Annotated in this window: 16 protein-coding genes and 2 pseudogenes; 10 read left to right on the forward strand and 8 right to left on the reverse strand. The window is 71.1% G+C overall.

Features of this window, described 5'->3' with window-relative positions; translation table 11 throughout:
* Positions 1 to 165 precede the first annotated feature (165 nt).
* From O3W51_RS28270 to O3W51_RS28280, 3 genes are all read right to left on the reverse strand, one after another.
* Positions 166 to 1,077 (reverse strand): DNA-3-methyladenine glycosylase family protein, encoded by a 912-nt coding sequence (locus tag O3W51_RS28270; protein WP_138357896.1) that lies wholly within the window; start codon positions 1,075 to 1,077, stop codon positions 166 to 168.
* 54 nt (positions 1,078 to 1,131) lie between these two features.
* On the reverse strand, positions 1,132 to 2,214 hold the full coding sequence (locus tag O3W51_RS28275) for a sugar phosphate nucleotidyltransferase (RefSeq protein WP_138357865.1): 1,083 nt from the start codon (positions 2,212 to 2,214) through the stop codon (positions 1,132 to 1,134).
* Positions 2,215 to 2,403: 189 nt separating this feature from the next.
* On the reverse strand, positions 2,404 to 3,813 hold the full coding sequence (locus tag O3W51_RS28280) for an N-acetylmuramoyl-L-alanine amidase (protein ID WP_198358423.1): 1,410 nt from the start codon (positions 3,811 to 3,813) through the stop codon (positions 2,404 to 2,406).
* A 128-nt stretch (positions 3,814 to 3,941) separates the two neighbouring features.
* Between O3W51_RS28280 and O3W51_RS28285 the strand changes: the two are divergent.
* From O3W51_RS28285 to O3W51_RS28305, 5 genes and pseudogenes are all read left to right on the forward strand, one after another.
* Positions 3,942 to 4,696, forward strand: a pseudogene (locus O3W51_RS28285) (TIGR03089 family protein).
* Positions 4,697 to 4,862: 166 nt separating this feature from the next.
* The gene (locus O3W51_RS28290) at positions 4,863 to 6,185 is read left to right on the forward strand and encodes an LCP family protein (protein ID WP_138357862.1); all 1,323 of its coding nucleotides are present in this window, start codon (positions 4,863 to 4,865) and stop codon (positions 6,183 to 6,185) included.
* Positions 6,186 to 6,404: 219 nt separating this feature from the next.
* Entirely contained in the window at positions 6,405 to 8,078 is a 1,674-nt protein-coding gene (locus O3W51_RS28295; RefSeq protein ID WP_244809199.1) for an LCP family protein, read from the forward strand.
* 92 nt (positions 8,079 to 8,170) lie between these two features.
* Positions 8,171 to 9,931, forward strand: a complete 1,761-nt coding sequence (locus tag O3W51_RS28300) for an LCP family protein (protein ID WP_269287664.1) — start codon at positions 8,171 to 8,173, stop codon at positions 9,929 to 9,931.
* Between the two features lie 5 nt (positions 9,932 to 9,936).
* Positions 9,937 to 11,682, forward strand: a complete 1,746-nt coding sequence (locus O3W51_RS28305) for an LCP family protein (protein WP_269287665.1) — start codon at positions 9,937 to 9,939, stop codon at positions 11,680 to 11,682.
* A gap of 21 nt (positions 11,683 to 11,703) precedes the next feature.
* Here the strand turns inward: O3W51_RS28305 and O3W51_RS28310 are convergent.
* Positions 11,704 to 12,726: pseudogene (locus tag O3W51_RS28310) on the reverse strand (glycosyltransferase family 2 protein); the annotation flags it as partial.
* Positions 12,727 to 12,836: 110 nt separating this feature from the next.
* On the opposite strand from O3W51_RS28310, the gene O3W51_RS28315 reads away from it, so the two are divergent.
* A complete protein-coding gene (locus O3W51_RS28315) occupies positions 12,837 to 14,375 on the forward strand; it encodes an LCP family protein (RefSeq protein WP_187144896.1) in 1,539 nt (512 codons plus the stop codon).
* Between the two features lie 73 nt (positions 14,376 to 14,448).
* On the opposite strand, the gene O3W51_RS28320 is transcribed toward O3W51_RS28315, so the two are convergent.
* Both O3W51_RS28320 and O3W51_RS28325 read right to left on the reverse strand, forming a co-directional pair.
* Positions 14,449 to 15,003: an acyl-CoA thioesterase gene (locus O3W51_RS28320; RefSeq protein ID WP_138356135.1), complete on the reverse strand. Its 555-nt coding sequence runs from the start codon at positions 15,001 to 15,003 to the stop codon at positions 14,449 to 14,451.
* A 58-nt stretch (positions 15,004 to 15,061) separates the two neighbouring features.
* On the reverse strand, positions 15,062 to 16,294 hold the full coding sequence (locus O3W51_RS28325; RefSeq protein ID WP_138356134.1) for a cytochrome P450 family protein: 1,233 nt from the start codon (positions 16,292 to 16,294) through the stop codon (positions 15,062 to 15,064).
* A gap of 269 nt (positions 16,295 to 16,563) precedes the next feature.
* Between O3W51_RS28325 and O3W51_RS28330 the strand changes: the two genes are divergently transcribed.
* From O3W51_RS28330 to O3W51_RS28340, 3 genes are all read left to right on the forward strand, one after another.
* Positions 16,564 to 18,168, forward strand: coding sequence for a hypothetical protein (locus tag O3W51_RS28330; RefSeq protein ID WP_269287666.1), 1,605 nt, complete (start codon positions 16,564 to 16,566; stop codon positions 18,166 to 18,168).
* Positions 18,169 to 18,250: 82 nt separating this feature from the next.
* Entirely contained in the window at positions 18,251 to 19,462 is a 1,212-nt protein-coding gene (locus O3W51_RS28335) for an LCP family protein (RefSeq protein WP_138356133.1), read from the forward strand.
* A gap of 226 nt (positions 19,463 to 19,688) precedes the next feature.
* Positions 19,689 to 20,768 carry an acyltransferase family protein gene (locus O3W51_RS28340; protein ID WP_187144897.1) on the forward strand — a complete coding sequence of 360 codons (1,080 nt, stop codon included), beginning with the start codon at positions 19,689 to 19,691 and terminating at the stop codon, positions 20,766 to 20,768.
* Between the two features lie 92 nt (positions 20,769 to 20,860).
* Here O3W51_RS28340 and O3W51_RS28345 read toward each other — a convergent pair whose 3' ends face one another.
* Positions 20,861 to 22,036: an acyl-CoA dehydrogenase family protein gene (locus tag O3W51_RS28345; RefSeq protein ID WP_138356131.1), complete on the reverse strand. Its 1,176-nt coding sequence runs from the start codon at positions 22,034 to 22,036 to the stop codon at positions 20,861 to 20,863.
* Positions 22,037 to 22,129: 93 nt separating this feature from the next.
* On the reverse strand, positions 22,130 to 23,347 hold the full coding sequence (locus tag O3W51_RS28350; RefSeq protein ID WP_244809201.1) for an LCP family protein: 1,218 nt from the start codon (positions 23,345 to 23,347) through the stop codon (positions 22,130 to 22,132).
* A gap of 147 nt (positions 23,348 to 23,494) precedes the next feature.
* Here O3W51_RS28350 and O3W51_RS28355 point away from each other — a divergent pair, with 147 nt between their 5' ends.
* The gene (locus tag O3W51_RS28355) at positions 23,495 to 24,838 is read left to right on the forward strand and encodes a UDP-glucose dehydrogenase family protein (RefSeq protein ID WP_269287667.1); all 1,344 of its coding nucleotides are present in this window, start codon (positions 23,495 to 23,497) and stop codon (positions 24,836 to 24,838) included.
* Positions 24,839 to 24,869 lie beyond the last annotated feature (31 nt).

Below are 24,869 nucleotides of genomic sequence, written 5' to 3' on the forward strand. Positions count from 1 at the left end.
AGAAGCCCACCCGCACGGGGTGGGTGGAGCGAAGGGGGCCGGGTCCGCAGGGGTGGGGTTTCGAAATGCTGCCGAGCTATTTGTGGGCCGCCAGGCCCTAAATAGTCGATTTCGAAGCCCCACCCCGGAGGACCCGGCCCCCGACCCACCGACGGCGCGGCCCGCTCAGATCCGGCTGATGTCCTTCGGGGCATAGCGCGGCGCACGCCGCGGTGGCACCCGGCCGCTGAGCAGGATCAGCCGCGCCGCCCTGTGCCGCTGGCCCTCGTACGGGGCCAGCAGGGCACACATCGCGGCGTCGTCGGTGCGGTGCGCTCCCGTCAGGGCGAAGCCGATGATGTTCGGCAGGTGCAGGTCGCCGACCGTCAGTGCGTCCGGGTCCCCGTTGCTGCGCTGCAGCGTCTCGGCGGCGGTCCAGGGGCCGATGCCCGGGATCACCGTCAGCCGGGCGGTGGCCGCCGCCAGGTCCATCGCGGCGGCCTCCTCCATCCGGGCGGCCACCCGGACCGCGCGCAGGATCGTCGAGGACCGCTTGTTGTCGACCCCGGCGCGGTGCCATTCCCAGGACGGGATGAGGGACCACTGGCGCGGGGCGGGCATGACGTACATGCCGCCGTCGGGGCCGCCGGTGGCCGGGCCGGGGGCCGGTTCGCCGTGCCGGCGCAGGAGCAGCCGCCAGGCGCGGTACGCCTCGTCGGACGTGACCTTCTGTTCCAGGATCGCGGGGATCAGCGATTCGAGGACGAGGCCGGTCCGGGTCAGCCGCAGGCCCGGGTTCCGCCGGTGCGCCTCGTGCACGACGCGGTGGCGCGGGGTGAACGGCGTCGGGTCGTCGCCTGCGCCGAGCAGCGCGGGCAGCGCCTCCAGGAGCCAGTCCGCGCCATCGCCCCAGGCCTGCGCCTTTACGGTGCCGTCGGCCGCGGTGATCCGCAGGGTGCCGGGGCCCTGCGGGGTGCGGGCCGCCCGCCAGACGGCGCCGTCGGGCGTCATCCGGAACGCCGGATCGCCCGGGCCGCGGCCCAGCGGGTCCAGCGTCAGGCGGAGGTCGGGCCGGCCCTCGGGGGTCCAGCTGCGGATACTCGTACGCACCCGACCGAGCGTAGCCGCCCCCTCGGACAGGCCCGTCCGCCGCTACTGGTCGGACGAGAAGCGGAGCGAGGCCGCCGGGATCCGGGCGGAGCACCAGACGCGGACGCCGTGCAGCAGTTCGTTGTCCGCGCCGACGGTGGCGCCGTCGCCGATGACCGCGCCGTCCAGCACGGTGCGGGCACCGATGGTGGCGCCGGTGCCGATGAGGGAGTCGCGGATGACCGCGCCGTCCTCGACGACCGCGCCGTCCAGGACGAGGCTGCCGTCGATGCGGGCGTCGCAACCGATCCGGGCTCCGGCGCCGATGGAGGTGCCGCCGGTGAGCTTGGTGCCCTCACCGACGACCGCGCCCTCCAGGACGAGCCGCTCGCCCCGGCGGCCGGGGACGGCCGGCGACGGTGCGCGGCCGAGGACGAGGTCGGCGGAGCCGCGGACGAACGCCTGCGGGGTGCCGAGGTCGAGCCAGTACGTGGAGTCGACCATGCCCTGCAGATGCGCGCCGGCCGCCAGCAGGCCGGGGAACGTCTCCCGTTCGACCGAGACCGGCCGGCCGGCCGGGATGCTGTCGATCACCGAGCGGTTGAACACGTACGCGCCCGCGTTGATCTGGTCCGTGACGATCTCCTCGGGGGTCTGCGGCTTCTCGAGGAAGGCCGTGACGCGCCCGGAGGGGTCGGTGGGGACGAGGCCGAAAGCGCGCGGGTCCGCGACCTTGGTCAGGTGCAGCGAGACGTCGGCGCCGGTGGTGCGGTGGTTCTCGACGAGGGCGCGGATGTCGAGCCCGGTGAGGATGTCGCCGTTGAAGATGAGGACCGGCTCGCCGGGGGCGGACCGGAGCCGGGACGCGACGTTGCGGATGGCACCGCCGGTGCCGAGCGGTTCGTCCTCGGTGACGTACTCCAGGTGCAGGCCGAGCGCGGAGCCGTCGCCGAAGTGCGGTTCGAAGACCTCGGCGAGGTAGGACGTGGCGAGCACGATGTGCTCGACGCCGGCCGCGCGGGCGCGGGCGAGCTGGTGGGTCAGGAACGGCACACCGGCCGCCGGGACCATGGGCTTGGGCGTGTGCACCGTCAGCGGGCGCAGTCTCGTGCCCTTGCCGCCGACCAAGAGGATCGCTTCAGTCACCTGGGTTCGTCTCTGCTTCCTGGTGGGCGGGCCGGTGGGCGGCAATCTTAGGCAGATGAAGGGATGAGCTGACCACTCGCACCGCCGGGCACGCGGAACCCCGCGCTCCACGACCCCGGGGCGCACGAGTTCCGCGGCCCCGGGACACAGTGGTCGCCGGGGCCGCGGAAGGGAGGGGCGGACGGGGGGTCAGCGGCCCTGCAGATCGGCTGCCGTCTTACGGGCGCTGCCGAGTTGGCCGTAGAGCTTGGTGCCCGGGCACTCGGTGGCGAAGCCGTCGCGGTGCCCGGAGATGACGTTGAGCTTGACGCTGGTGCCCTTCGCGTACAGGTTGGCGCCACCGGACGTGAGGTGCGTGGTGCCGGTCGGGTTGCCTCCGTGCAGACCGAGCTTCCAGGCGGCGAGCTGGGACACCGCCTTCACGGCCGCGGCGGGGGCCGAGCTGGAGGTGAACGTGCCGAGCACCGCGACGCCCGCGCTGTCGGTGTTGAAGCCCATGGTGTGAGCGCCCATGACCGGCTTGGCGACGCCGCCCGCGCGGCCCTCGTAGATGTTTCCGCACTTGTCGACGAGGAAGTTGTAGCCGATGTCCCGCCAGCCGCTGCTCTCCACGTGGTAGCGGTAGATGCTGCGGATGAGGGCGGGCGCCCCCGAGCAGGTGTAGTCGTTGCCGGTGGCGGTGTGGTGGACGAAGACCACCTTCACCGTGTTGGTGTAGACGAAGCCCGCTTCACGCAGCTTCTCGTCGGCGCCCCAGCCGGCCCGGGTGACGATCCGGGGACGTGCGCCGACGTAGGGCGCGCCGGCCGCCGTGGCCGCGGTCTCCTCCTTGGTGAGCGCGGGGAGCTCGGTGACCGGAGCGGCGCCGGGGGCCGACTCCACACCGCGGTCGTCCAGGACCGGGGTGGTGGCGGGAGTGGTGGCCGGAGTGGTGGCCGGAGTGGTGGCCGGTGCGCTCGGATCGGTGACGGGGGCGCTCGGCGCGGTGGCCGGGGTGGCCGGGACCGCCGGAGTGGCAGGGGTGACCGGGCCGTCGTCGCCCGGGTCGACCATCTCCAGGCGCAGTCCGCCGGGCAGTGGCACCACCTTGGCGGCGGAACCGGCGCCGCGGTCACCACCGGCGGCCGGCCGCACGCGGACCTGGACACCGTCCGAGGCGCCGACCCACAGCGGGGCGGTGGCGCCGCGGCCGGTCCGGCCGTCCTGATCGGGGGCGTCGTCGTTGTGCGCCTGGACGTCCCGCCAGCCCGACCAGGTGCCGGTGCCGGCCGCCCGGGTGCGGACCTGGACGGCGGCGTCGAGATCGGCCGCCGGGTTGTCCCACGTGACGCCGAGCAGGGAGAACGGGGCGACCTGACGGGCGGACAGACCCTGCTCGGCGGGGGCGCCGGGCGCACGGTCGGTTCCATGGGTGACGGTGGGGGCGGAGAGCGGCACCAGCGGAAGGTTGCGGGTGCTGCCCGGGAGTTGGGAGGCCGTCGGGTGGGCCGGCCGCGCGGAACGCCCACTGTGTGCGGCGGCGCCCGTGGGAACGGCGAACGGAAGCGCCAGCGCGGCCGTGCACGCGACGCCGATGGTGGTGGCTAGGAATGCACGCATAGGACAGATCGTTACATAAGCCTCATATATGTCCAGTCGAGATCTGACGGACAGTCCGCCGGAACGACCCTCCGCCCTCGCCCGTCCGGGCGAGGGCCGCCGGCCCGGCGGCGGGTAGCCTGAGCCGGGTGACCGCTACCGCCAACACCCCCGCCGGCCTGCTGGATTACGCCCTCCGGACGGAGCCCGCCCGCCCGCTGGTGACCTTCTACGACGACGCCACCGGCGAACGCGTCGAACTCTCCGTGGCCACGTTCGGCAATTGGGTGGCGAAGACCGCCAACCTGATCCAGGACGACCTCGGCGCGCAGCCCGGTGACCGGCTCGCGCTGCTGCTGCCCGCGCACTGGCAGACCGCGGTCTGGCTGCTCGCCTGTTTCTCCACCGGAGTGGTCGTCGTCCCCGGCGGCGATCCGGCCGCCGCCGACCTGGTGGTCAGCGGACCTGAGACGCTCGATGCCGCCCTGGCCTGCGACGGCGAGCGGGTCGCGCTCGCGCGCGCCCGCTCGGCGGCCGCTTCCTGCAGCCGCCGGCCGGCTTCGCCGACTACGCGGTCGAGGTGCCCAGCCAGGGCGACCGCTTCGCGCCCTACGCCCCGGTCGGCCCGGACGCACCCGCGCTCCAGCTCCCGGACGGCTCGGTACTGACAGCCGCCGAGGTGGTCGGACGGGCCCGCGAGAGCGCCGCCGGGCTGGGCCTCGGCCAGGGCTCCCGGCTGCTCTCCGGCCGGTCCTTCGACGACTGGGACGGGCTGGCCGCCGGCCTGCTGGCACCGCTGGCCGCGGACGGCTCGGTCGTCCTGTGCCGGCACCTCGACCGGCTGCCCGCCGACCAGCTGGCACAACGGGAGAAGAGCGAGCGCGTCACCCACACGGCCCAATAGCGACCCCCTCCCCCGGGCCCGCCGCGCCGTCCTGGGGGATGCTGGGTTGATCACCGACCAAGGGAAGAGCGAAGTCACGCAACCATGAACGGGAATCGGCTGTCTGAACGGGTGCCGGTCGGGCCTTTCCGCCCGAGGGGTCCGGCACCGAGTGACTCACCGAGGGATGGGCGCAGACGTGACCACGCAAGGAGGCACGCCCGCCCCGCCGCCGGAACCGGAGGACGTGTCGCCTGCCGGGGACGGCGCCGAGGGCGCTGACACCCCGCCCGCCGCACCCGCGGCGCGCAAGGGGCGTCGCTGGCTGCGTGTGCTCGGCCTCTCCACCGTCCTCCTGCTGCTCGCGGGCACCGGGACCGCCTGGTACCTGTACCAGCAGCTCGACGGCAACATCAAGACCGACTTCAGGACCGCCAACGAGCTGGAGCGCATCCAGGCGGAACGGCCCACCCCCGGTCCGACCTCGGCCGAGAACATCCTGCTCATCGGGTCGGACAACCGCGGCAACGGCAACACCGAGTACGGCAAGGACAGCGGCACCCAGCGCTCGGACACCACGATCCTGCTGCACCTGTCCGCCGACCGCAGCAGCGCCACCGCGGTCAGCATCCCGCGCGATCTGATGGCCCATGTGCCCAGTTGCACACAGGCGAACGGAACCATGACCCAGGAGAAGTACGTCCAGTTCAACTGGGCGTTCCAATTCGGTGGGGCGGCCTGCACGATCCGTACCGTCGAGCGGATGACGGGTATCCGCATCGACCACCACCTGATCGTGGACTTCAGCGGCTTCAAGAAGATGGTCGACGCGGTGGACGGAGTGGAGGTGTGCGTGCCGAAGGCGATCCGCGACCCGGAGGCGCATTTGAACCTCCCGGCCGGGAAGCAGACGCTCTACGGCGAGCAGGCGCTGGGCTATGTGCGCGCCAGGTACAGCATCGGCGACGGCAGCGACACCCAGCGGATGAACCGCCAGCAGGACTTCCTGGCCTCGCTGGTGAACAAGATCCGCAGCGACGGTGTGCTGCTCAACCCGACCAAGCTGTACCCGCTGCTCTCGGCGGCGACGTCGTCGCTGACCGCGGACCCGGGCCTGGATTCGCTGGGCGAGCTGTACGACCTCGTCCGCAGCCTGGAGAACACCCCGACCAGTGCGGTGCGCTTCCTGACGGCGCCGCGCCAGCCGTACATCAACAACAACGACCGGGACGAACTCATCCAGCCCGAGGCGGATCAGCTCTTCGCCACGCTCCGCGCGGACAAGCCGGTCGGGGTCTCGGGGACGACGGACGGGACGCCGAAGCCGACGGCGCCGGCGACCACCGCACCCGCGACCGCCGGACCCACGGCGGTCGCCGAACCCACGGCCACCGGCAGCGGGGAGGACGGCAAGTCGCGGGGTACGAAACCGACTCCGGTGCCGAGTGGGGGCGAACCGACGTTTCCGGGCACGACGGCCGACCAAGACATCTGTGGTAAAGCGCAATAAAAGGTATGACCAACAGGCCGGTTGGATTGGATGGTTTGTCCAGTTGTAGGGGAGTGGAATTTGTCACGCACGTGACTAGACGCTGAAGTGTGGGGCTAGTGTGAGCGATCCGGCCGGACCCGGAGGATGGTCAACCGGCCCGCATTCACACGGAAGACCAGAAGATCGAGCGCCCAGGGGGCAGGCGCCGCGTGGCACCGACGGAGGACCCGAGCAACCGTGGACACGCAAGGCCACAGGAACATCGACCCGGCAGACCAGTGGGTCCTTGATCCGGAGACGGGCAGCTACGTGCTGCGGATAGACCCCGAACAGCCTCCGTCACCGAGCGTGTCCGCACAGGGCGGCAGGCGTGAGCGCCGCGAGCAGCAGGGCACCCGCAGCACCCCGTCGAACCCCTCGGACGCACCGAACCGGGCGAGCCGTCGCAAGGGCAAGCCCCGGAAGTCCCGCAAGAAGAAGGCCCTTGTCTGGACCGCGGCCACGGTCGGCTTCGTGCTGGTCGCCGGCTCCATCGGCGGCTATCTGGTCTACCAGCACTTCAACAACAACATCACCACCGTCGACGTCGGCGACGCGGGCAACAAGAACGTCACCGCCGACGGTCCGGTGAACATCCTCGTGATCGGCACCGACAGCCGTGAGGGGCTCGGCAAGGAGTACGGCGACGCGGGCAGCGTCGGCCATGCCGACACCACGATCCTGTTCCATGTCTCCAAGGACCGCACCAACGCGACCGCGTTGAGCATTCCGCGCGACCTGATCACGGACATTCCGGACTGCCCGACGAAGCAGAAGGACGGCTCGACGAAGGTCGTCGCCGGGGAGCAGAAGGTCCGGTTCAACACCAGTCTCGGCCAGGAGGGCCGCGACCCGGGGTGCACCATGCGCGCCGTGAAGGCGCTGACCGGGGTGAGCGTCGACCACTTCATGATGGCCAACTTCACCGCGGTCAAAGACCTGTCGACCGCGGTCGGCGGTGTCGACATCTGCCTGGCCAAGCCGATCAAGGACCCCAAGTCCCACCTCGACCTCGGCAAGGGCCACCACAAGGTGTCGGGCGACGACGCGCTCGCGTTCGTCCGGACCCGGCACGCGGTCGGCTTCGGCGGCGACCTGGACCGCATCAAGCTCCAGCAGCAGTTCCTGGGCTCGATGATCCGTCAGATGAAGTCCGGTGACACCCTCACCAGCCCCAGCAAGCTGTGGAAGCTGGCGAACGCGGCCACCAAGGCACTCACCGTCGACAGTGCCATCGGCAGCATCTCGAAACTGTCCGACCTCGCGAAGGACCTCAGCGCGGTCGACACCAAGAACATCACCTTCGCCACCGTCCCGGTCATCGACAACCCGGCGGACGGCAAGGTCCACAAGACGGTCATCCTCGACCCGACCAAGGCCCAGCAGGTCTTCTCGATGGTGAAGAGCGACATCTCGCTGACCGCGGTGGCCAAGAAGCCGGGCACCCCGGACGCCTCCAAGGCCCCGGACAAACTGTCCGGCTCCAAGGCCCCCGCGTCACAGGTTCGCGTCAAGGTGTTCAACGGCAGTGGCGTGACCGGGGCCGCACAGGACACCATCAACTGGCTGCAGAACAACAAGGCCGTCAACCGCTCCACCAACGGCGGCAACGCCCCGGCCGGAACGGCTGCGACGACCACGCTCGTCTACGCGCCGAACCAGGCCGACCAGGCGCGCGCCCTGGCCGCGATGATGGGGCTGCCGGCGTCCGCGCTGCAGCCGGGGACGGTCGACGCGGCGGCCAAGGCCAACATGACGCTCACCCTTGGCAAGGACTTCAAGGGCGCGGGAACACCGATAGCCGCGCCGACTTCGGCGCCGGAGGGAATTCAGAAGGTCGTGGCGGACGACAAGAGCGTCTGCGCGAAATGACGTATCCAGGGGGGGCCATGCGGGACAGCGGTGTACGGGGCGGTGGGGCGCGAGACGCCCAGGGACCGGGAGATCCCGGTTGGGACGAGAGCTTGTACCAGGACCAGGACCAGGACCAGGACCAGGACCGGGACCAGGGCGGGGGCCAGGGCTGGGACGGATCCGGTGACGGCACCGCCTCGCGTACGGGCTCCCATCCGAGCCCCGGCGCGGGCACCGTCACGGGCGCCGTCACCGACCCGTCGCTGGTCGGCGCCGGCACGGCCTCGGTACCCGGGCAGCGGAACGGCGGTACCGGCGGGGGCGGCGGCCACCGCCGCGCCGGGGGCCGGCGGCAGCCGCGCAGCCGGAAGAGCCGGATATTCCGCTGGGTGGCGGGCACGCTCTCGCTGCTCATCCTCGCCGGCGCCGGCGCGGGATACGCGTACTACGAATACCTCGCCGGGAAGATCCGCACCGGTGACCTGAACAACGGCAAGAGCGATGTGGCGCCGTCCAAGGCGAACGCCGACGGCGACACACCGCTGAACGTCCTGGTGCTCGGCTCCGACGCCCGCGACTCCGAGGCCAACAAGGATCTGGGCGGCGCGCGCGACACGGCGGGCGAACCGCCCCGCGCCGACGTCATCATGCTGCTCCACATATCCGCCGACCGCAGCAACATGTCGGTGGTCAGCATTCCCCGCGACACCCGGATGCCCATCCCCGAGTGCACGGACACCGCCACCGGCAAGGTGTTCAAGGCGACCGAGAACGACATCATCAACGAGTCGCTGGGCCGCGGTGGCGCGGGCTGCACGCGCGCGGCGATCCAGAACCTGACCGGCGTCTACATCGACCACTGGATGACCGTCGACTTCGCCGGTGTGGTGAAGATGGCCGACGCCGTCGGCGATGTCGAGGTCTGCGTCAAGCAGAACATCTGGGACCATCCGACCCCGGCCCAGAAGGGCGGCTCCGGTCTGAAGATGAAGGCCGGCACCTGGCCGGTCAAGGGCCAGCAGGCGCTGCAGTGGCTGCGCACCCGGCACGCCTTCGGTGACGACGCGGGCCGCGCCAAGGCGCAGCACATGTACCTCAACTCGATGATGCGCAATCTGCAGAGCCAGAGCCTGTTCACCAACCCGGCGCGCCTCAACAACCTGGCGACGAAGGCGATGGAGGCGTTCCGGGTCTCGAAGGAGATCGGCACGCCGAAGAAGCTCTACGACCTCGGTATGGAGCTCAAGAGCGTGCCGGCGAACCGGATGACGATGCTGACGATGCCGCACCTCGCCGACCCGCTGAACCCCGACGCCCACTACATCCCGGCCAAGGCGGACGCGGCGAAGATCTGGACGCTGCTGCGCAACGACGTCGCCATGGACGCCAACGGCACCGCCGCGAACACCCCGAAGCCGGCTCCGACCAAGTCGGGCCCCGCCGCCGCGGCCCCGGCCACCATCGCGGTCAGCGTCGTGAACGGCACCGCGGGCGACAAGAACGGCTCGGCCGTCGAGAACCGCGCGTCCAACGTCTCCAAGGCGCTGGTCACGGGCGGCTTCACGAAGGCGAAGGCCAGTCAGTCCGCGAAGCCCAGCAAGGGTACGGTCGTCAACTACCCGACGAGCGCCGGTGAGCAGGGCAGGGCAGACGCCCTGGCCGTCGCCACCGCCCTGAAGATCCCGGCCGCCGCGGTGAAGGCCTCGGCCGATGTGACGGCCGTCACCGTGATCATCGGTGCGGACTGGACCTCGGGCACCGACTACGGCAAGACGGCTCCGGGCGCCGGCTCCGTCCCGACCAACGCGGACGCGCTGAACGGCACCGACAAGGGCTGCATGGACGTCTACAAGCCCTACCAGTGGAAGTAGAGGACGTGGAGCACCGGCGAACCAGAGGCACGGCGACGCGGAACGGCGTTCCCGCGCAGAACAGCCCCTCCGAACTGGGCTCGGACGACAGTCTGTACGGGTCCGACGCCGGCGGGGCCGGCGCGGATCCGTACGCGGACGCACCGTCGCGGACTCCTGGCTCGCCGTCCGCAGAAACGTCTCGGCAGGCAGCGGGCAGCGGCCACCGCCGGGGTGGCTCCCGGTCCCGCAAGGCGCCGCGGAGCCGCCGGCGCCGGGCCCTGCGCTGGATCGGGATCGGCACCGCCGTGGCGGTCCTCGGCACGGCCGGCGCGGGCTGGGCGTACTACGAGCACCTCAACGCGAACATCAAGAAGGACGAGCTCAACCTCAGCGACGCGAAGCTCTCCAAGCCGCAGGCCAACGCCGAGGGCCAGACGCCGCTCAACATCCTGCTGATGGGCTCCGACAGCCGGAACTCCGACGAGAACGTCAAGCTCGGCGGCGCCGCGGACACCCGGGGCGAGAAGCCCCGTGCCGACGTCCAGATGCTGCTGCACCTGTCGGCCGACCGCAGCAACATGACGGTCATCAGCATCCCGCGCGACACCCGGGTGGCCATCCCCAAGTGCACCGACCCGCACGACGGCACGGTCTACAAGAAGTCCGAGGACATCATCAACGCCAGCCTCACGCACGGCGGTCCGGGCTGCACGGTCGCCACGTGGGAGGAGATGACCGGCATCTCCATCGACCACTTCATGATGGTCGACTTCGCCGGAGTGGTGAAGATGGCCGACGCCATCGGCGGGGTCCCGGTCTGCGTCGACAAGAACATCTACGACAAGCAGTCCGGGCTGAAGCTCAAGGCCGGCACCACGACCATCAAGGACGAGCAGGCCCTGCAGTGGCTGCGCACCCGGCACGGCTTCGAGGACGGCACCGACCTCGGCCGTACGCACGCGCAGCACATGTACATGAACTCGATGATCCGCGAGCTCAAGAAGGGCGCGAAGCTCACCGACCCCGGTCAGCTCACCGGCCTCGCCGAGGCGGCGACCAAGTCGGTCACCGTCGACACCGGCCTCGGCACCGTCAAGAAGCTGTACGACCTGGGCAACGAGCTGAAGAAGGTGCCCGCCGACCGGATCACCATGACCACGATGCCGTGGGACTGGGACCCGAAGAACAAGGCGCACGTCATCCCGAAGCCGGGTGACGCCGACAAGCTCTTCGCACTGGTGCGCGCGGACAACCCGGTCGACGGCAAGGCCAAGGCGCCGACGCCCGGGGCGGCCGCCACCGTGACCGCGTCGCCCGCCGACCCGGCGGCGCCCAAGGGCGAGATCGACGTCACCGTGCGGAACGGCACCGCCACCGCGTCCCAGGCGGCGGTGAGCGGTCGCGCCAAGACCATCGTGGGCCGGCTCAGCACCCTCGGCTTCACCCGGGCCGCCTCCGACACCACTCCGCAGCCGCAGACCGACACCACGCTCAGCTACCCGAGCGCCGCCCTGAAGGGCGACGCCCAGGCGGTGGCCAAGGCACTGGGGCTGCCGGACAGCGCGGTACGGAGCTCCAAGAGCGTGACCAAGGTGACGGTGGTCGTCGGCTCCGACTGGCGTACGGGCACCACGTACCCGAAGACGGCGGGCGGTTCGGGCTCCGGAGCGCCGGACAAGGCGCCGTCCACCTCGTCCGCGCTCAACGGCGCCGACACCTCGGCGTGCATGAAGGTGAACACGTACCCGGGCGCCCACTACGTCTGGTAGCCGGCACCCGGACATGGCGCCGGCCGTCGTCACACTGGGACGCCGGCTGGCGATGACCTTGTTCGCCAGGGAACGCGGGCTGGTGAGGAAGCCCCAGCCCCAGCACATGTGCATGGTCGCGAGCGCGACCGGGATCCGCACCCGGGCCCCGAACGGCAGGCCCTTGCCCGCCGGGACCGAGCCGAGCCCGATGGCGGCGAGGTACCCGGCCGGGACCACGAAACCCCACGGGGTGACGGCCGCGCCCACCACGATGCCCGCCGCGATGCCGAGCACGGCCGCCGGGGGCGCGAGGTAGCGCACGTTGACCGAGCCGCGGTGGTAGCGGGCGACGACATGACGCCAGCGGCCGTAGTTCTTGTACTGCTTCGCCAGCTCGCGCACGTTCGGCCGGGGCCGGTAGGAGACGCGCAGTTCGGGCGAGAACCAGATGAGGTGGCCGGCCTCACGGATCCGGTAGTTCAGCTCCCAGTCCTGGGCGCGGATGAACTCCTCGTTGTAGCCGCCCTGCTGCTCCAGCACCTCACGGCGGAAGACACCGAGGTAGACGGTGTCGGCCGGGGCCGCGACACCACCGGTGTGGAAGGCCGCGTTGCCGACGCCGACCTTAGACGTCATGGCGGCGGCCACCGCGTCCTCCCAGGCGTTCTCGCCCTCGGCGTGCATGATGCCGCCGACGTTGGCCGCGCCGGTCTCGGCCAGCAGCCGCACGGCGGTGGCGATGTAGTCCGGCGAGAGCATCCCGTGCCCGTCGACACGGACCACGACCGGGTGCCGGGACGCCTTGATCGCGGCGTTCAGCGCGGCCGGGGTGCGGCCGGTGGGGTTGGGCACGGTGTGGACCCGCGGGTCCTCCGCGACCAGCTCGGCGGCGATCTCGTCCGTACGGTCCCCGGAGGGACCGAGCGCGATGACGACCTCGAGCTCACCTGGGTAGTCCTGCTCCAGGGTGTGCCGGACGGAGTCGCGCAGGTGACGTTCCTCGTTGAGCACCGGCATGATCACGGAGACAGCGGGGGCGGCGGGGTCGTTGGCAGCGTTCATCGCGGGAAACGTTACCGCGAATGGGGGACCCCAGCGTGTGGGGGGCTTTGAATACTGTCCGTTTTGTCTAGCCTGACCGGGTCCCCTGTCTCCCGCGGAGGTGCGCCCCGATGACGGTTCCACCCGCTCGCCCGCCCGCCACCCCGCCCCGCAGGCCCCGTCCACCGGTCAATTCCGCCCGGCGGCCGGGACCGCGGCAGGCCCCGCGGTCCGGCAGACAGCCCGGCGGACGGTCCGGCAGACGGCCGGTGCGCTGGAGCACCCGGATCGCCGGCGGGCTGGCTCTGGCGATCATCACGACCAGCGGCGTCGGCCACGCCGTGGTCAGCGGAGTGGGGGACAGCATCGACCGGGTGGACGCGTTCGGCGGGATGCGGGACCGCCCCGGCAGCACCAAGGGCATCAACTTCCTGCTGGTCGGCACCGACGGGCGGGACGGGCTGAAACCGGCCGACAAGGAGCGCTACCACCTCGGCGGAGCGCCCTGCCACTGCACCGACACGATCATGCTGGTGCATCTGTCGGAGGACCGCTCCCGGGTGAGCGTCGTCAGCATCCCGCGCGACAGCTACGTCATGCTGCCGCCGCACGACGACGCGGTGAGCGGCGCCAAACACGTCAGCCACGCCGCGAAGATCAACGCGGCCTACGCGGACGGCGGCCCCCGGCTCACCGTCGCCACCGTCGAGAAGATGACGGGGGTGCACATCGACCACTACCTGGAGATCGACTTCATCAGCTTCATGAAGACGGTGGACGTCCTCGGCGGTGTCCAGGTCTGCACGGTCCGCCCGCTGAAGGACTCGTACACCGGCCTCGACCTGCCGGTCGGCACCTCCCAGCTGAACGGCGGCGCGGCCCTGCAGTACGTCCGCTCCCGCCACCTCGACGGCGCCTCCGACCTGGGCCGGATGCAGCGCCAGCAGCGCTTCCTCGCCCAGATCATCCACCGGATCACCAGCGGCGGACTGCTCACCGACCCGGTCAAGCTCAGCCGGATCGCCTCGACGGTGCTCGGGTCGGTCCGCGCCGACCAGGACCTCAAGCCGAAGGACCTGATCTCGCTGGCCCAGGGCCTGCGCGGGTTCACCCCGGGCTCCTCGGAGTTCACCTCGGTGCCGATCGGCAACGTGGGCTACCAGGTCAAGGGCATCGGCTCGACGGTGAAGTGGGACGACGCCAAGGCCGGCAAGCTCTGGGCGGCGATCCGCGCGGACCAGCCGCTGGCCGTCCGCCTCCCGGCCGACGCCAAGCGCCGGCAATCGTCGAAGGTCCAGGTGGACGTCGATCCGCACTCGATCCGGGTCCACGTCGACAACGGGACGGCCGTCACCGGCCTCGGCGACCGGGCGGACAAGGCGCTGCGCGCCACCGGCTTCGCCACCACGGGCTCCCCCGGCAACGCGACCGTGCACAACGTGCCGCGCACCGTCATCCGCTTCGACCCCCGCTGGGACCGTTCGGCGAGGTCCCTGGCGGCCGCGCTGCCGGGCGCGGAGCTGGTGCCGGCCGTCGGGCAGGGACCGCTGATGAAGGTGACCATCGGCGCCGGGTACAAGGGCGTCACGGCGATCCGGGCGCAGGATCCGGCACCGGCCACGGGCGGCGCGGCGGGTGCGGTGACCGGCGACCAGGTGGTGTGCGCCTGAGCCGCCGGGCCATGGGAGGCCTTTAGGGCGTGTTGCGAAAGTCCCGCCTGGCCCACGACGCCTGGCACGCGCCCTAGTCGTCGAATCCTTCGGCGGCGCGCTTCTCGCGGAGCTCCTTGATGGCCTCGCGGCGGGCGAGCCGGTGCATCCGGCGGATCTGCGCCTCCTGGTACCGCCGCTTGTCCGTCTCGGTCTCCGGGATCACCGGCGGGACCGGCCGGGTCCTGCCGTTCTCGTCGACCGCGGCGAACACGAGGTAGGCGCTGCCGACCTGGGTCGCGGGGGTGGACTCGTTCCACCGCTCGGCCATGACGCGCACACCGATCTCCATGGAGGAGCGCCCGGTCCAGTTGCACTGGGCGCGCACATGGACGAGGTCACCCACCCGGACCGGCTCCAGGAAGACCATCTCGTCCATCGACGCGGTGACCGCCGGGCCGCCCGAGTGCCGGCCGGCGACGGCGCCCGCCGCGTCGTCGACGAGTTTCATGATCACGCCACCATGGACGGTGCCGAGCAGATTGGTGTCGTGCGCCGTCATGATGTGCGACAGCGTCGTGCGGGCTGCCGCGGTCGGCTTGCCCGGAAGCCCGGCTTCCGGGGTACTGCCGGCGAGATCGGTGGTCATGCGTCCACCATAAGCCGGGCCCCGGACGCGCTCCTCCCGGGCACACCCCTCCCCCGCGCTACCCCGGGAGCCGCACCGGGAGCTCGCGCAGACTGTTGACCAGGATCGACGGGTTGTTGGCGAGCTGGTCCTCGGGCACGGCCAGTGCGAGGCCGGGGAAACGGTCGAAGAGCGCGGGCAGCGCGACCAGGGCCTCCAGCCTGCCGAGGGGGGCGCCGGGGCAGACGTGCGGGCCGTAGCCGAACGAGAGGTGCCGGGCGGCGTCGCGGGTGATGTCGAACTCCTCGGCGGTCGGCCCGTGCTGCACCTCGTCCCGGCCGATCGCGCCGTAGGAGATCATCACCGCGTCGCCCTCCTTGATGACCACTCCGCCGACCGGGATGTCCTCGGTGGCGTAGCGGAACAGGAAGTTGGTGGTCGGCGGCGACCAGCGCAGCGTCTCCTCGACGACCGCCGTCCAGGGGACGGTTCCCGAGCGCACGAGCGCCAGCTGGTCGGGGTGGGTGAGCAGCCCGCGGACGGCGCTGACCATCAGGTTGATGGTGGTCTCGTGGCCTGCGGCGATCATGACCAGGAGGGTGCCGACCAGCTCCTCGTCGGACAGCCGGTCGCCGCCCTCGGTGGCGGCGAGCAGTGCGCTGGTGAGGTCGTCGCCCGGCCGCCGCTTCTTCTCCGCCACGACGCTCGCGAAGAACGCGAACAGCTCGGCCATCGCCGCCCGCACCTCGTCGGCGGGGGTGACGCTGCTGAAGAAGGTGTCGTACAGCTCGCGCAGCCGGGTGTGCTCGGTGGCCTCGACGCCCATCAGCTCGCTGATGACGCGCATCGGCAGCTTGAACGCGAACACGGCCTTGAAGTCGACGACGGCGCCGCCCGCGCCGGCCGCCTCGAACTCGTCGAGGATCGTGCGGGTGATCTCCTCGATCCGCGGTCGCAGCCGCTCCATCCGGCGCGGGGTGAGCGCCTGGGCGGTGAGCAGCCGCTGCCGCTTGTGGTCGTCGCCGTCGGCGGTGACCATGCTCGTGCCGGGGGCGACCAGACCGATCAGCGGCCACGTCGTGGGGATCTCCCCACGGGTCCAGGCACCCCAGCGGTTGATGTCCTTCACCAGGCGCGCGTCGGTGAGCAGTCGGCGGGCTTCGGCGTGGCGCGTGACGGCCCAGCACTCGACTCCGCCCGGCACCTCGATCGCGACCACGGGCCCGGCCTGCCGTAGCCGGGCACCCTCCCCGACAAGATCACGTACGAGCGGGTCGAGGGCGATGCGACTGTGGTCGACGGGGCAGGTCATGGTTGCCTCCAAGGGGATGGCAGAAGCTGACCGTTCCGGCGGCCCCATTGTCAATAACCGTTCAGCGAACGGCATTTGGTGCCATCGACCGCTGGCACTCCAGGCCCCCCGGAAGCCGGGCCTCCAGGCCCGGATCAGGGCCTCGCGGCGCGGTCGGAACGCCCGTGTAGCTTCGCTGTAGCCTCACCGCGCCAACGAACTTTCACAGCCGGTCATTTGACGGCGCTACAGTGCGGCATCCGAAAGCCGAGGACGGGGAGGGGGACCGCATGCCGGGGAACCGCGCGGTGACCGACGGGGAGCAGCCCTTGGGCCACCCGTTGAGCTGTATACGCGCGGAGCGCGGCTGGACGTACCAGGACGTGGTCGACATCGTGGCCCGCCGGGTCGGCAACATGTCCGCGCGCCGGGAGAAGGCGTGGCGCTGGGAGCACCGCGGCGTCGTCCCCGACCTGGAGACCCAGCAGGCCCTCGCCAGCGAACTCGGCGTTCCGCACACCCTGTTGTCCTCCTCCCCGTGGCCGGCCTGGCTGCCAGTGGGCGACCGTCCTGCGGCGCGCGTCGCCTGGACGCCGCAGGACTGCGTGGCCGCGCTCGACGCGACGGCCGGCACCGCGCTGCACGACCGGCGCGGGTTCGTGGTCGCGGGCGCGGGCAGCGCCGCGGCGGCGGCCCAGCGGTGGCTCGCGCTCGCGCCCCGGTCGTGGCCCCGGCCCGCAACCGTGCCGGCAGCGGCGACCGTGGCCGCGCCCGCGCCGTTGCTCGTCCCCGTATCAGGACCCGCCCCGGTTCTGGTCCCCGCTCCGGTGCCGGCCTCCGTCCCGGTGCCGGCCTCCGTGCCGTCGCAGCGCACGGGTCCGGCCGCCGTGCCCGACGCTCCCGCCGCCCCCGTTCCGCCCGCGCTGCTCGCCGCGCTCGCCGCGCTGGAGGAGCGGGTCCCGGCGCTGCGCCGGATGGAGGCCGCGCTCGGCGGCGGGCCGGTCCGCGCGGTGGCCGACGCCGAGCTGCGCCTCGTCACCGATCTGCTGGCCAAGGGGCCCGCCGCACGGCCGGGACCGGCCGCCGCGGAGCTCCCGGCGCGGCGGCTGTTCGCGCTCGCGGGCGAGCTGGCGTGCCTCGCCGGCCGCGCCTGTTTCGACACCGGTCACGAGGCCGCGGCCGAGCGGTACTTCAGCGCCGCGCTCTCGGCCGCGCACGCGGCAGCCGACCGGCCGCTCGGAGCACGGGTCCTCGCCGCCATGAGCCTGCAGTGCCTGAGCGCCGGGCGCCCGCAGGAGGCGCTGGCCGTGGCGCGGGCCGCCCGTGCGGGCCTCGCCAGGGAAGCGGCGGGCGACGGCCGCGCCGCCGCCCCGGCCGTGACCACCGCCACAGTCACCGAAGAGCCCGCCGGCTCCGTACGTCACTCCTCGGCGCTGCTCATGGCCCGGCAGGCCCGGGCCCACGCCGTACTGGGACAGGCCGACGTGTGCCAGCGGCTGCTCGCCGCGGCGGGCGCCATCCTGACCCCGGACGCCCGGAGCAGCGCCGACCACCGTGCCGACTACTGCGCGGAGGCCGCGGCCTGCGAGCTGGCGCTGGGCCGCCCCGCCGCCGCCGACCACTGGCTCCGGCGGACCCTCGCCGCGCTGCCCGAGGGCCGGGCCCGCGACCGGGCCGGCACCCTCGTCCTGCGGGCCGTGGCCGCGCTCGACCAGGGGGCCGCGGACCGGGCGCGGGGGCTGGCCGGCGACGCCGGACGGGCGGTCGAGGGCATCGACTCCCCCCGGGTGCACCGGGCCCTGGTGGCGCTGTGGGAGCGGCTGCACGGCCGTCCCGAGCGGCACGGCGGTGGCCGGGAGACCCCTGGCCGGGACTTCGCGATGACCGCCCTGTGACAACCCGGGGGAAATGCATCGGGTCTGCCACAGAACCGCCTGTGATTGCCGGAGTGCGGCCTCCAGCGGGCACACTTTGGCTATGAGCGGATGGACCAACGAAGCAGAGCAGCGCCGGCGCACCGAGCCGCCACTGCCCCCCGAGCTGTCGCCGCGCCGTGGCGCGGCCGCTTCCCGGGCGGGCGCGGGCGCCGTGGGCGGGGTTCCCCCGCAGCCTTCGTACGGCGGCGGATCCGGCGGCGACGGCTACGGGCCGCCCAGCACCGGCGGCGGACGCGGCCGGGGTTCCGGCCGCCGGCCCGGCAGCCGGGGCCGCATCGTGAAGTTCACGTTGCTGGGTCTGGTCGTGGCACTGCTGGTGGTGTCCGTGAGCACCTACTTCTGGGCCGACGGCAAGGTGCGCCGCGAGGTGGACCTCAGCAAGGTCGAGGACCGGCCGACCGGCGGCAAGGGCACGAACTACCTCATCGTCGGCTCCGACAGCCGCGAGGGGCTCTCCAAGGAGCAGGAGCAGGATCTGCACACCGGCGCCGCCGAGGGCAAGCGCACCGACTCGATGATGGTGCTGCACGTCGGTGACAACGGGAACACGATGCTCAGCCTGCCGCGTGACTCGTACGTCACCATCCCGGCCTTCACCGGCCAGCAGTCCCACAAGCGCTACCCCGCGGCCACCCACAAGCTGAACCGAGCCTACGCGGACGGCGGCCCCGAGCTGCTCACCCGGACCGTCGAGTTCAACACCGGTCTGCACATCGACCACTACGCCGAGATCGGCTTCTCCGGCTTCGTGAACCTGGTGGACGCGCTCGGCGGGGTCGACATGTGCCTCGACAAGCCGCTCAAGGACAAGGCGTCGGGCGCGGACTTCCCGGCCGGCTGCCAGACGCTGGACGGCAAGCAGGGTCTCGCCTTCGTCCGGCAGCGGCACCAGGAGGCCGACCAGGACCTGGGCCGGATGCGCAACCAGCAGAAGTTCCTGTCGTCGCTCGCCCACCAGGCGGCTTCGCCGGCCACCGTGCTGGACCCGTTCACGCTCTACCCGGTGATCAGCTCCGGCCTCGACACCCTCATCGTCGACAAGGACATGAGCCTGTGGAACATCACCTCGATGTTCTGGGCGATGAAGGGCGTGACCGGCGGCGACGGCAAGTCGATGACCGTTCCGATCTCCACCGCGAATCTGCCGACGCGCAACGACGGTGTCGCGGTGAAGTGGGACTCGGCGAAGTCGAAGCAGCTGTTCGCTCAGCTGAAGAACGACGAGACGGTCACGGTCTCCGGAAAGCAATAGCAGACATTCCGCCCGATTTGGTCGCTTCATCACCTAGGTGGCCCACAGAGCCCTCACAGCATTCCTATATGCTCAGCCGTTCGAACCGGCGGCTCTATAGGGGTGAGGCATGAAGACGGATGTTCCCGTCATAGTTCCCGTACTGGACAGACCGAGGTCCGGGAACGACGCCTCCGCGGCGCCGACGGGAAAACAGCCCGCCGACCGTACCGTCACTCCCATAAGAGTGGACTCGGTAACAGCGCTTCGCTGGTTCGCGGCCGCCGGTGTCTTCTCTTTCCACACCAAGGGCTATTTCAACGAAATACCCTCGCTGACCTCGCTCATGCAAATCGGATACGAAGGAGTGCCTTTCTTCTTCGTACTCTCCGGATTCGTCATGGCGTGGTCGGCGAAGCCCGGCGGGACCGCGCGCCAGTTCTACTGGCGGCGGTTCGCGCGCATCTGGCCGCTGCTGGCGGTGACCGCGGTCGTGGCGGGCCTCCTGGAGAAGCAGTGGTACGGCACGCCCTTCTCGTTCACCGGCCTGCTGTACACCCTGAGCTTCACCCAGGCGTGGACCACCGACCACTTCTTCACCGTCAACATCGTCACCTGGACGCTCTCGGTGGAAGCCTTCTTCTACCTGGCGTTCCCCCTGCTGTACAAGCTGCTCGACCGGTGTGCCTCCTGGTGCCTGGGCCTGATCGCGGTCCTCATGACGGCGGCCACGGCCGGCACCCGGCTGTGGCCCGTGTGGCACCACTACCCGGCCGCGACCGAGCGTCTGATCTTCGCCTCGCCGCTCGCGCTGACCCCGATGTTCGTCCTCGGGATCTGCGCCGCGGTGGCCGCCCGGCGCGGCTGGCGGCCGCCGGTAGGCGCCCGGGTCTCCATCGCCCTGCTGGCCGGAATGATCGCCCTCTGCTGGGCGTGGACCAGGCATCCGCACTGGGTTTCCCACGTCGTGCCGGCACCCGGAATGTTCGACGCGCTGTTCATGCCGATCTTCGCCCTGACCATAACGACGGTGGCATTGCGCGACGTACGGAGCGGTGCCTCCCTGCTGCGCCGCAAAGCCCTCGTGAAACTCGGGGAATGGTCGTTCGCCTTCTACATGTGTCATGCGATCGTGCTCCGGGCTTTCAGCCACTACGGCTCGGGAGCGAGTCCGGGAGTGCGGCACGACGCCCTCGTGGTCGCCATCATGCTTGTGAGTTCCGTCACCGCTGCGGCATTTCTCCATGAATGTGTGGAGAAGCCCGCCGAGCGCCGGCTGAAACGCCTGTGGACCCCCGGCAGAAAAGCCGCTGCCGTTCCCGCCTGAATGATCATCCCTGAATGATCGTTCAGGGATGATCACGCAAAAAGCCGGAGGCACTCAGCTGAGTGCCTCCGGCTTTTGTGTTCCGTACGGGGTTACTTCGGCAGGTTGCGCGCCATCACGATGCGCTGGACCTGGTTCGTGCCCTCGTAGATCTGGGTGATCTTGGCGTCGCGCATCATGCGCTCGACCGGGTAGTCGCGCGTGTAGCCGTAGCCGCCGAGCAGCTGGATGGCGTCGATGGTGACCTCCATCGCGACATCCGAGGCGTAGCACTTGGCGGCGGCACCGAAGAACGTCAGGTCCTCGTCCTTGGCACCACCGGAGGTGCGCTCGGACTTGGCGGCGGCCGCGTACGTCAGCTGGCGGGCGGCCTCCAGCTTCATGGCCATGTCGGCGAGCATGAACTGCACACCCTGGAACTCGGCGATGGCCTTGCCGAACTGCTTGCGCTCGTGGACGTACCCCTTGGCGTAGTCCAGGGCGCCCTGCGCGATACCGATCGCCTGGGCGGCGATGGTGACGCGGGTGTGGTCGAGGGTCTTCATCGCGGTGGCGAATCCGGTGCCCTCGGCGCCGATCATGCGGTCGGCGGGGATGCGCACGTTGTCGAGGTAGACCTCGCGGGTCGGCGAGCCCTTGATACCGAGCTTCTTCTCCGGGGCGCCGAAGGAGACGCCCTCGTCGGACTTCTCGACGACGAAGGCGCTGATGCCCTTGGAGCGCTTCTCGGGGTCGGTGACGGCCATCACCGTGTAGTACTCGCTGACGCCCGCGTTGGTGATCCAGCGCTTCACGCCGTTGAGGACGTAGAAGTCGCCGTCACGCACCGCGCGGGTCTTCATGCCGGCCGCGTCCGAGCCCGCCTCGGGCTCGGACAGGGCGTACGAGAACATCGCGTCGCCCTTGGCCAGCGGGCCGAGGTACTTCGCCTTGAGCTCCTCGGAGCCGGACAGGATCACCGGGAGCGAGCCGAGCTTGTTCACGGCCGGGATGAGGGAGGACGACGCGCAGACGCGGGCCACCTCCTCGATCACGATCACGGTGGCCAGGGCGTCCGCGCCCGCGCCGCCGTACTCCTCCGGGACGTGCACGGCGTGCAGGTCGGCCGCGATGAGCGCGTCGAGGGCCTCCTGCGGGAAGCGGCCCTCCTCGTCGACCTCGGTCGCGAAAGGTGCGATCTTCGCCTCGGCGAGCGAACGGACCGAGTCGCGGAGCATGTCGTGCTCCTCGGACGTCCGGTAGAGGTCGAAATCGGAAGAACCGGCCAAGGCTGTCTCACTCCCCGAGTGCTAACTACCGTTAAGTAACCCTACGATCGTAGGCCGGATCGAGCCGATCGGCCCGTCCGGCCCACGTGAGCTTCACGACACCTTGTTGCCCAGCCTGTCGAGGGTGTTCGACGCGACGTAGTCCGCCATCGTGTCGTTCCGCATCGCCTCCCACAGGGCCGACGTGCCGTTGCCGTCGAGCAGGACCACCGACTGGCCCTTGATCATGTCGAAGCCTGCGACGGGCGCGTTCATGAACGCCATGTCCGAGGACCTGACGTCCTTCATGCCCCAGATCAGGTCACGCAACTCGCCGTTCGAGAGCGAATCGTCGACGCTCACCGAGTTCGTCACCTCGTCCAGCATCCGCTTCGCCTTGAGCGGGTTGCTGAGGGTGTCCCCCGACAGCACCTTGTTCAGCACCGCGCGCAGGAAGTTCTGCTGCCGGTGGGTGCGGTCCAGGTCGCCGCGCGGCAGCCCGTACCGCTCCCGTACGTAGTCGAGTGCCTCGTCGCCGTCCATGTGGTGGGTGCCCGCGTCCCACATCCCGGCGCCGTTGCGCCGCGAGACGGTCTTGTCGACGGTGATGTCCACCCCGCCGACGGCGTCGGTCAGCTTCCGGAAGCCGCTCCAGTCGACGACCGCGAGATGGTCGATCTTCACCTTGGAGAGCCGCTGCACCGTGTCGATCAGCAGCGGCGGGCCGCCCCAGGAGAAGGCCGCGTTCAGCTTGGCGCTGCCGTGACCCGGGACCGCCACCCAGGAGTCACGGGGCAGCGAGACCACATACGCGTGCTTCCCGTCCTCCGGCAGGTGCACCAGCATCATCGTGTCGCTGCGCTGCGCACCCGGCTGCCACTCCGGCGCCTTCGCGCCCTTGCCGGTGGTCGGCAGGTCCGAGCGCGCGTCTATACCCACCAGGAGAAACGTTTGTCCTCCCTTGCTGGGCGCGGGTATCGCCGCGGCCGGCACATTCGTCGGGAACGCGTTCGGGATCCGGTCGACGCGGCCGGTGTAGTGCTCGTACGCGTACCAGCCCGTGCCGACGATCAGCAGCGCTCCGGTGCACAGCAGCACCACGGCGCTGAGCAGCACCCGACGGGTCCTGCGCCGCCGCCGGGCCCTGCGGACCGCTGTCTCCTGCGGGTCCTCCGCCACGCCGGGGACCAGGCCCCCGGTCTCCTCGGGTCCGTCCCCCTCGGGCTCGGCCGGACCGCCCGGCTCCGCCAGCCCATCCGCCTGATCGGCCCGCTCGGCCGCCCCCTCGTCCCGCTGACCCGCTTCGGGTCCCGCTGCCTTGGAGAGACCCACTCCGGGTCTCGGTACCGCATCCCCCTGGCCGGCTCGATCCACGGCCACCACCCCCTCGCACTGTCTACGCATTCTGTCCTTCCCGTGTGGACCTGGCCATGGCCTCACCCTGGATTTCGCACACCAGGACGCGACTATGCTCTTCGCATGCCTCTGAAGCTCACCGTCATCGGCACCGGTTACCTCGGCGCCACCCACGCTGCCGCCATGGCCGAGCTCGGCTTCGAGGTACTGGGCCTGGACATCGACCCCCGCAAGATCGAGCTGCTGTCGGCCGGCAAGGTCCCGATGTACGAGCCGGGCCTCGAGGACCTGCTCGCCCGGCACGTGGCCGGCATCGCGGGATCCACCGGCCGCTTGAGCTTCACCACTTCGTGGGAAGAGATCGCCGAGTTCGGCGATGTCCACTTCGTCTGCGTCAACACCCCGCAGAAGCACGGCGAGTACGCCAGCGACATGTCCTACGTGGACAGCGCCTTCGAGCTGCTCGCCCCGCATCTGCGGCGGCCCGCCCTCGTCGTCGGCAAGTCCACCGTGCCGGTGGGCAGCGCCGCCCGGCTCGCCGCCCGGCTCGCCGAACTGGCCCCGGCCGGCGCCGACGCCGAGGTGGCCTGGAACCCCGAGTTCCTGCGCGAGGGCTTCGCCGTCCAGGACACCCTGCACCCCGACCGCGTCGTCGTGGGCGTCGCGAGCGCGCACGCCGAGAAGCTCCTGCGCGAGGTCTACGCGACGCCCGTGGCGGAAGGCACCCCGTTCGTCGTCGCCGACTACCCCACCGCCGAACTGGTCAAGACGGCCGCCAACGCGTTCCTCGCAACGAAGATCTCCTTCATCAACGCCATGGCCGAGGTCTGCGAGGCGGGCGACGGCGACGTCGTGAAGCTCGCCGAGGCCATCGGCCACGACGACCGGATCGGCCACAAGTTCCTGCGGGCCGGCATCGGCTTCGGCGGCGGCTGCCTCCCCAAGGACATCCGCGCGTTCATGGCCCGCGCCGGTGAACTCGGCGCCGACCAGGCCCTGACGTTCCTGCGCGAGGTCGACTCGATCAACATGCGGCGGCGCGGCCACATGGTCGAGCTCGCCCGCGAGGCGGTCGGCGGCGACAGCTTCCTCGGGAAGCGGATCGCGGTACTGGGCGCGGCCTTCAAGCCGGACTCCGACGACGTACGGGACTCGCCTGCGCTCAACGTGGCGGGCCAGATCCACCTCCAGGGCGGCCAGGTCACCGTCTACGACCCCAAGGGCATGGACAACGCCCGGCTGCTCTTCCCCACCCTCGGCTACGCGGCGACGGCGCTCGACGCGGTGCGCGGCGCGGACGTCGTTCTGCACCTCACCGAATGGCGCGAGTTCCAGGAACTCGACCCGGCGGCGCTGGGCGAGGTGGCGGCGACGCGGCACATCATCGACGGCCGCAACGCGCTGTCGCCTGCGGCGTGGCGTGCGGCGGGCTGGAAGTTCCGGGCGATGGGCCGGCCGTCCGCCTAGCCGTTGCCACTTGCCTGCCGGCGGCTTCCTG

This window comes from Streptomyces sp. H39-C1, assembly GCF_027158125.1.
Classification (GTDB): domain Bacteria; phylum Actinomycetota; class Actinomycetes; order Streptomycetales; family Streptomycetaceae; genus Actinacidiphila; species Actinacidiphila fildesensis.

Excerpts from the sequence above, each read along its gene's own strand:
- O3W51_RS28280 (WP_198358423.1), bottom strand. The coding sequence starts at position 3,813 with ATGCGTGCATTCCTAGCCACCACCATCGGCGTCGCGTGCACGGCCGCG.
- O3W51_RS28290 (WP_138357862.1), top strand. The coding sequence starts at position 4,863 with ATGGGCGCAGACGTGACCACGCAAGGAGGCACGCCCGCCCCGCCGCCG.
- O3W51_RS28315 (WP_187144896.1), top strand. The coding sequence starts at position 12,837 with ATGACGGTTCCACCCGCTCGCCCGCCCGCCACCCCGCCCCGCAGGCCC.
- O3W51_RS28320 (WP_138356135.1), bottom strand. The coding sequence starts at position 15,003 with ATGACCACCGATCTCGCCGGCAGTACCCCGGAAGCCGGGCTTCCGGGC.
- O3W51_RS28325 (WP_138356134.1), bottom strand. The coding sequence starts at position 16,294 with ATGACCTGCCCCGTCGACCACAGTCGCATCGCCCTCGACCCGCTCGTA.
- O3W51_RS28330 (WP_269287666.1), top strand. The coding sequence starts at position 16,564 with ATGCCGGGGAACCGCGCGGTGACCGACGGGGAGCAGCCCTTGGGCCAC.
- O3W51_RS28335 (WP_138356133.1), top strand. The coding sequence starts at position 18,251 with ATGAGCGGATGGACCAACGAAGCAGAGCAGCGCCGGCGCACCGAGCCG.
- O3W51_RS28355 (WP_269287667.1), top strand. The coding sequence starts at position 23,495 with ATGCCTCTGAAGCTCACCGTCATCGGCACCGGTTACCTCGGCGCCACC.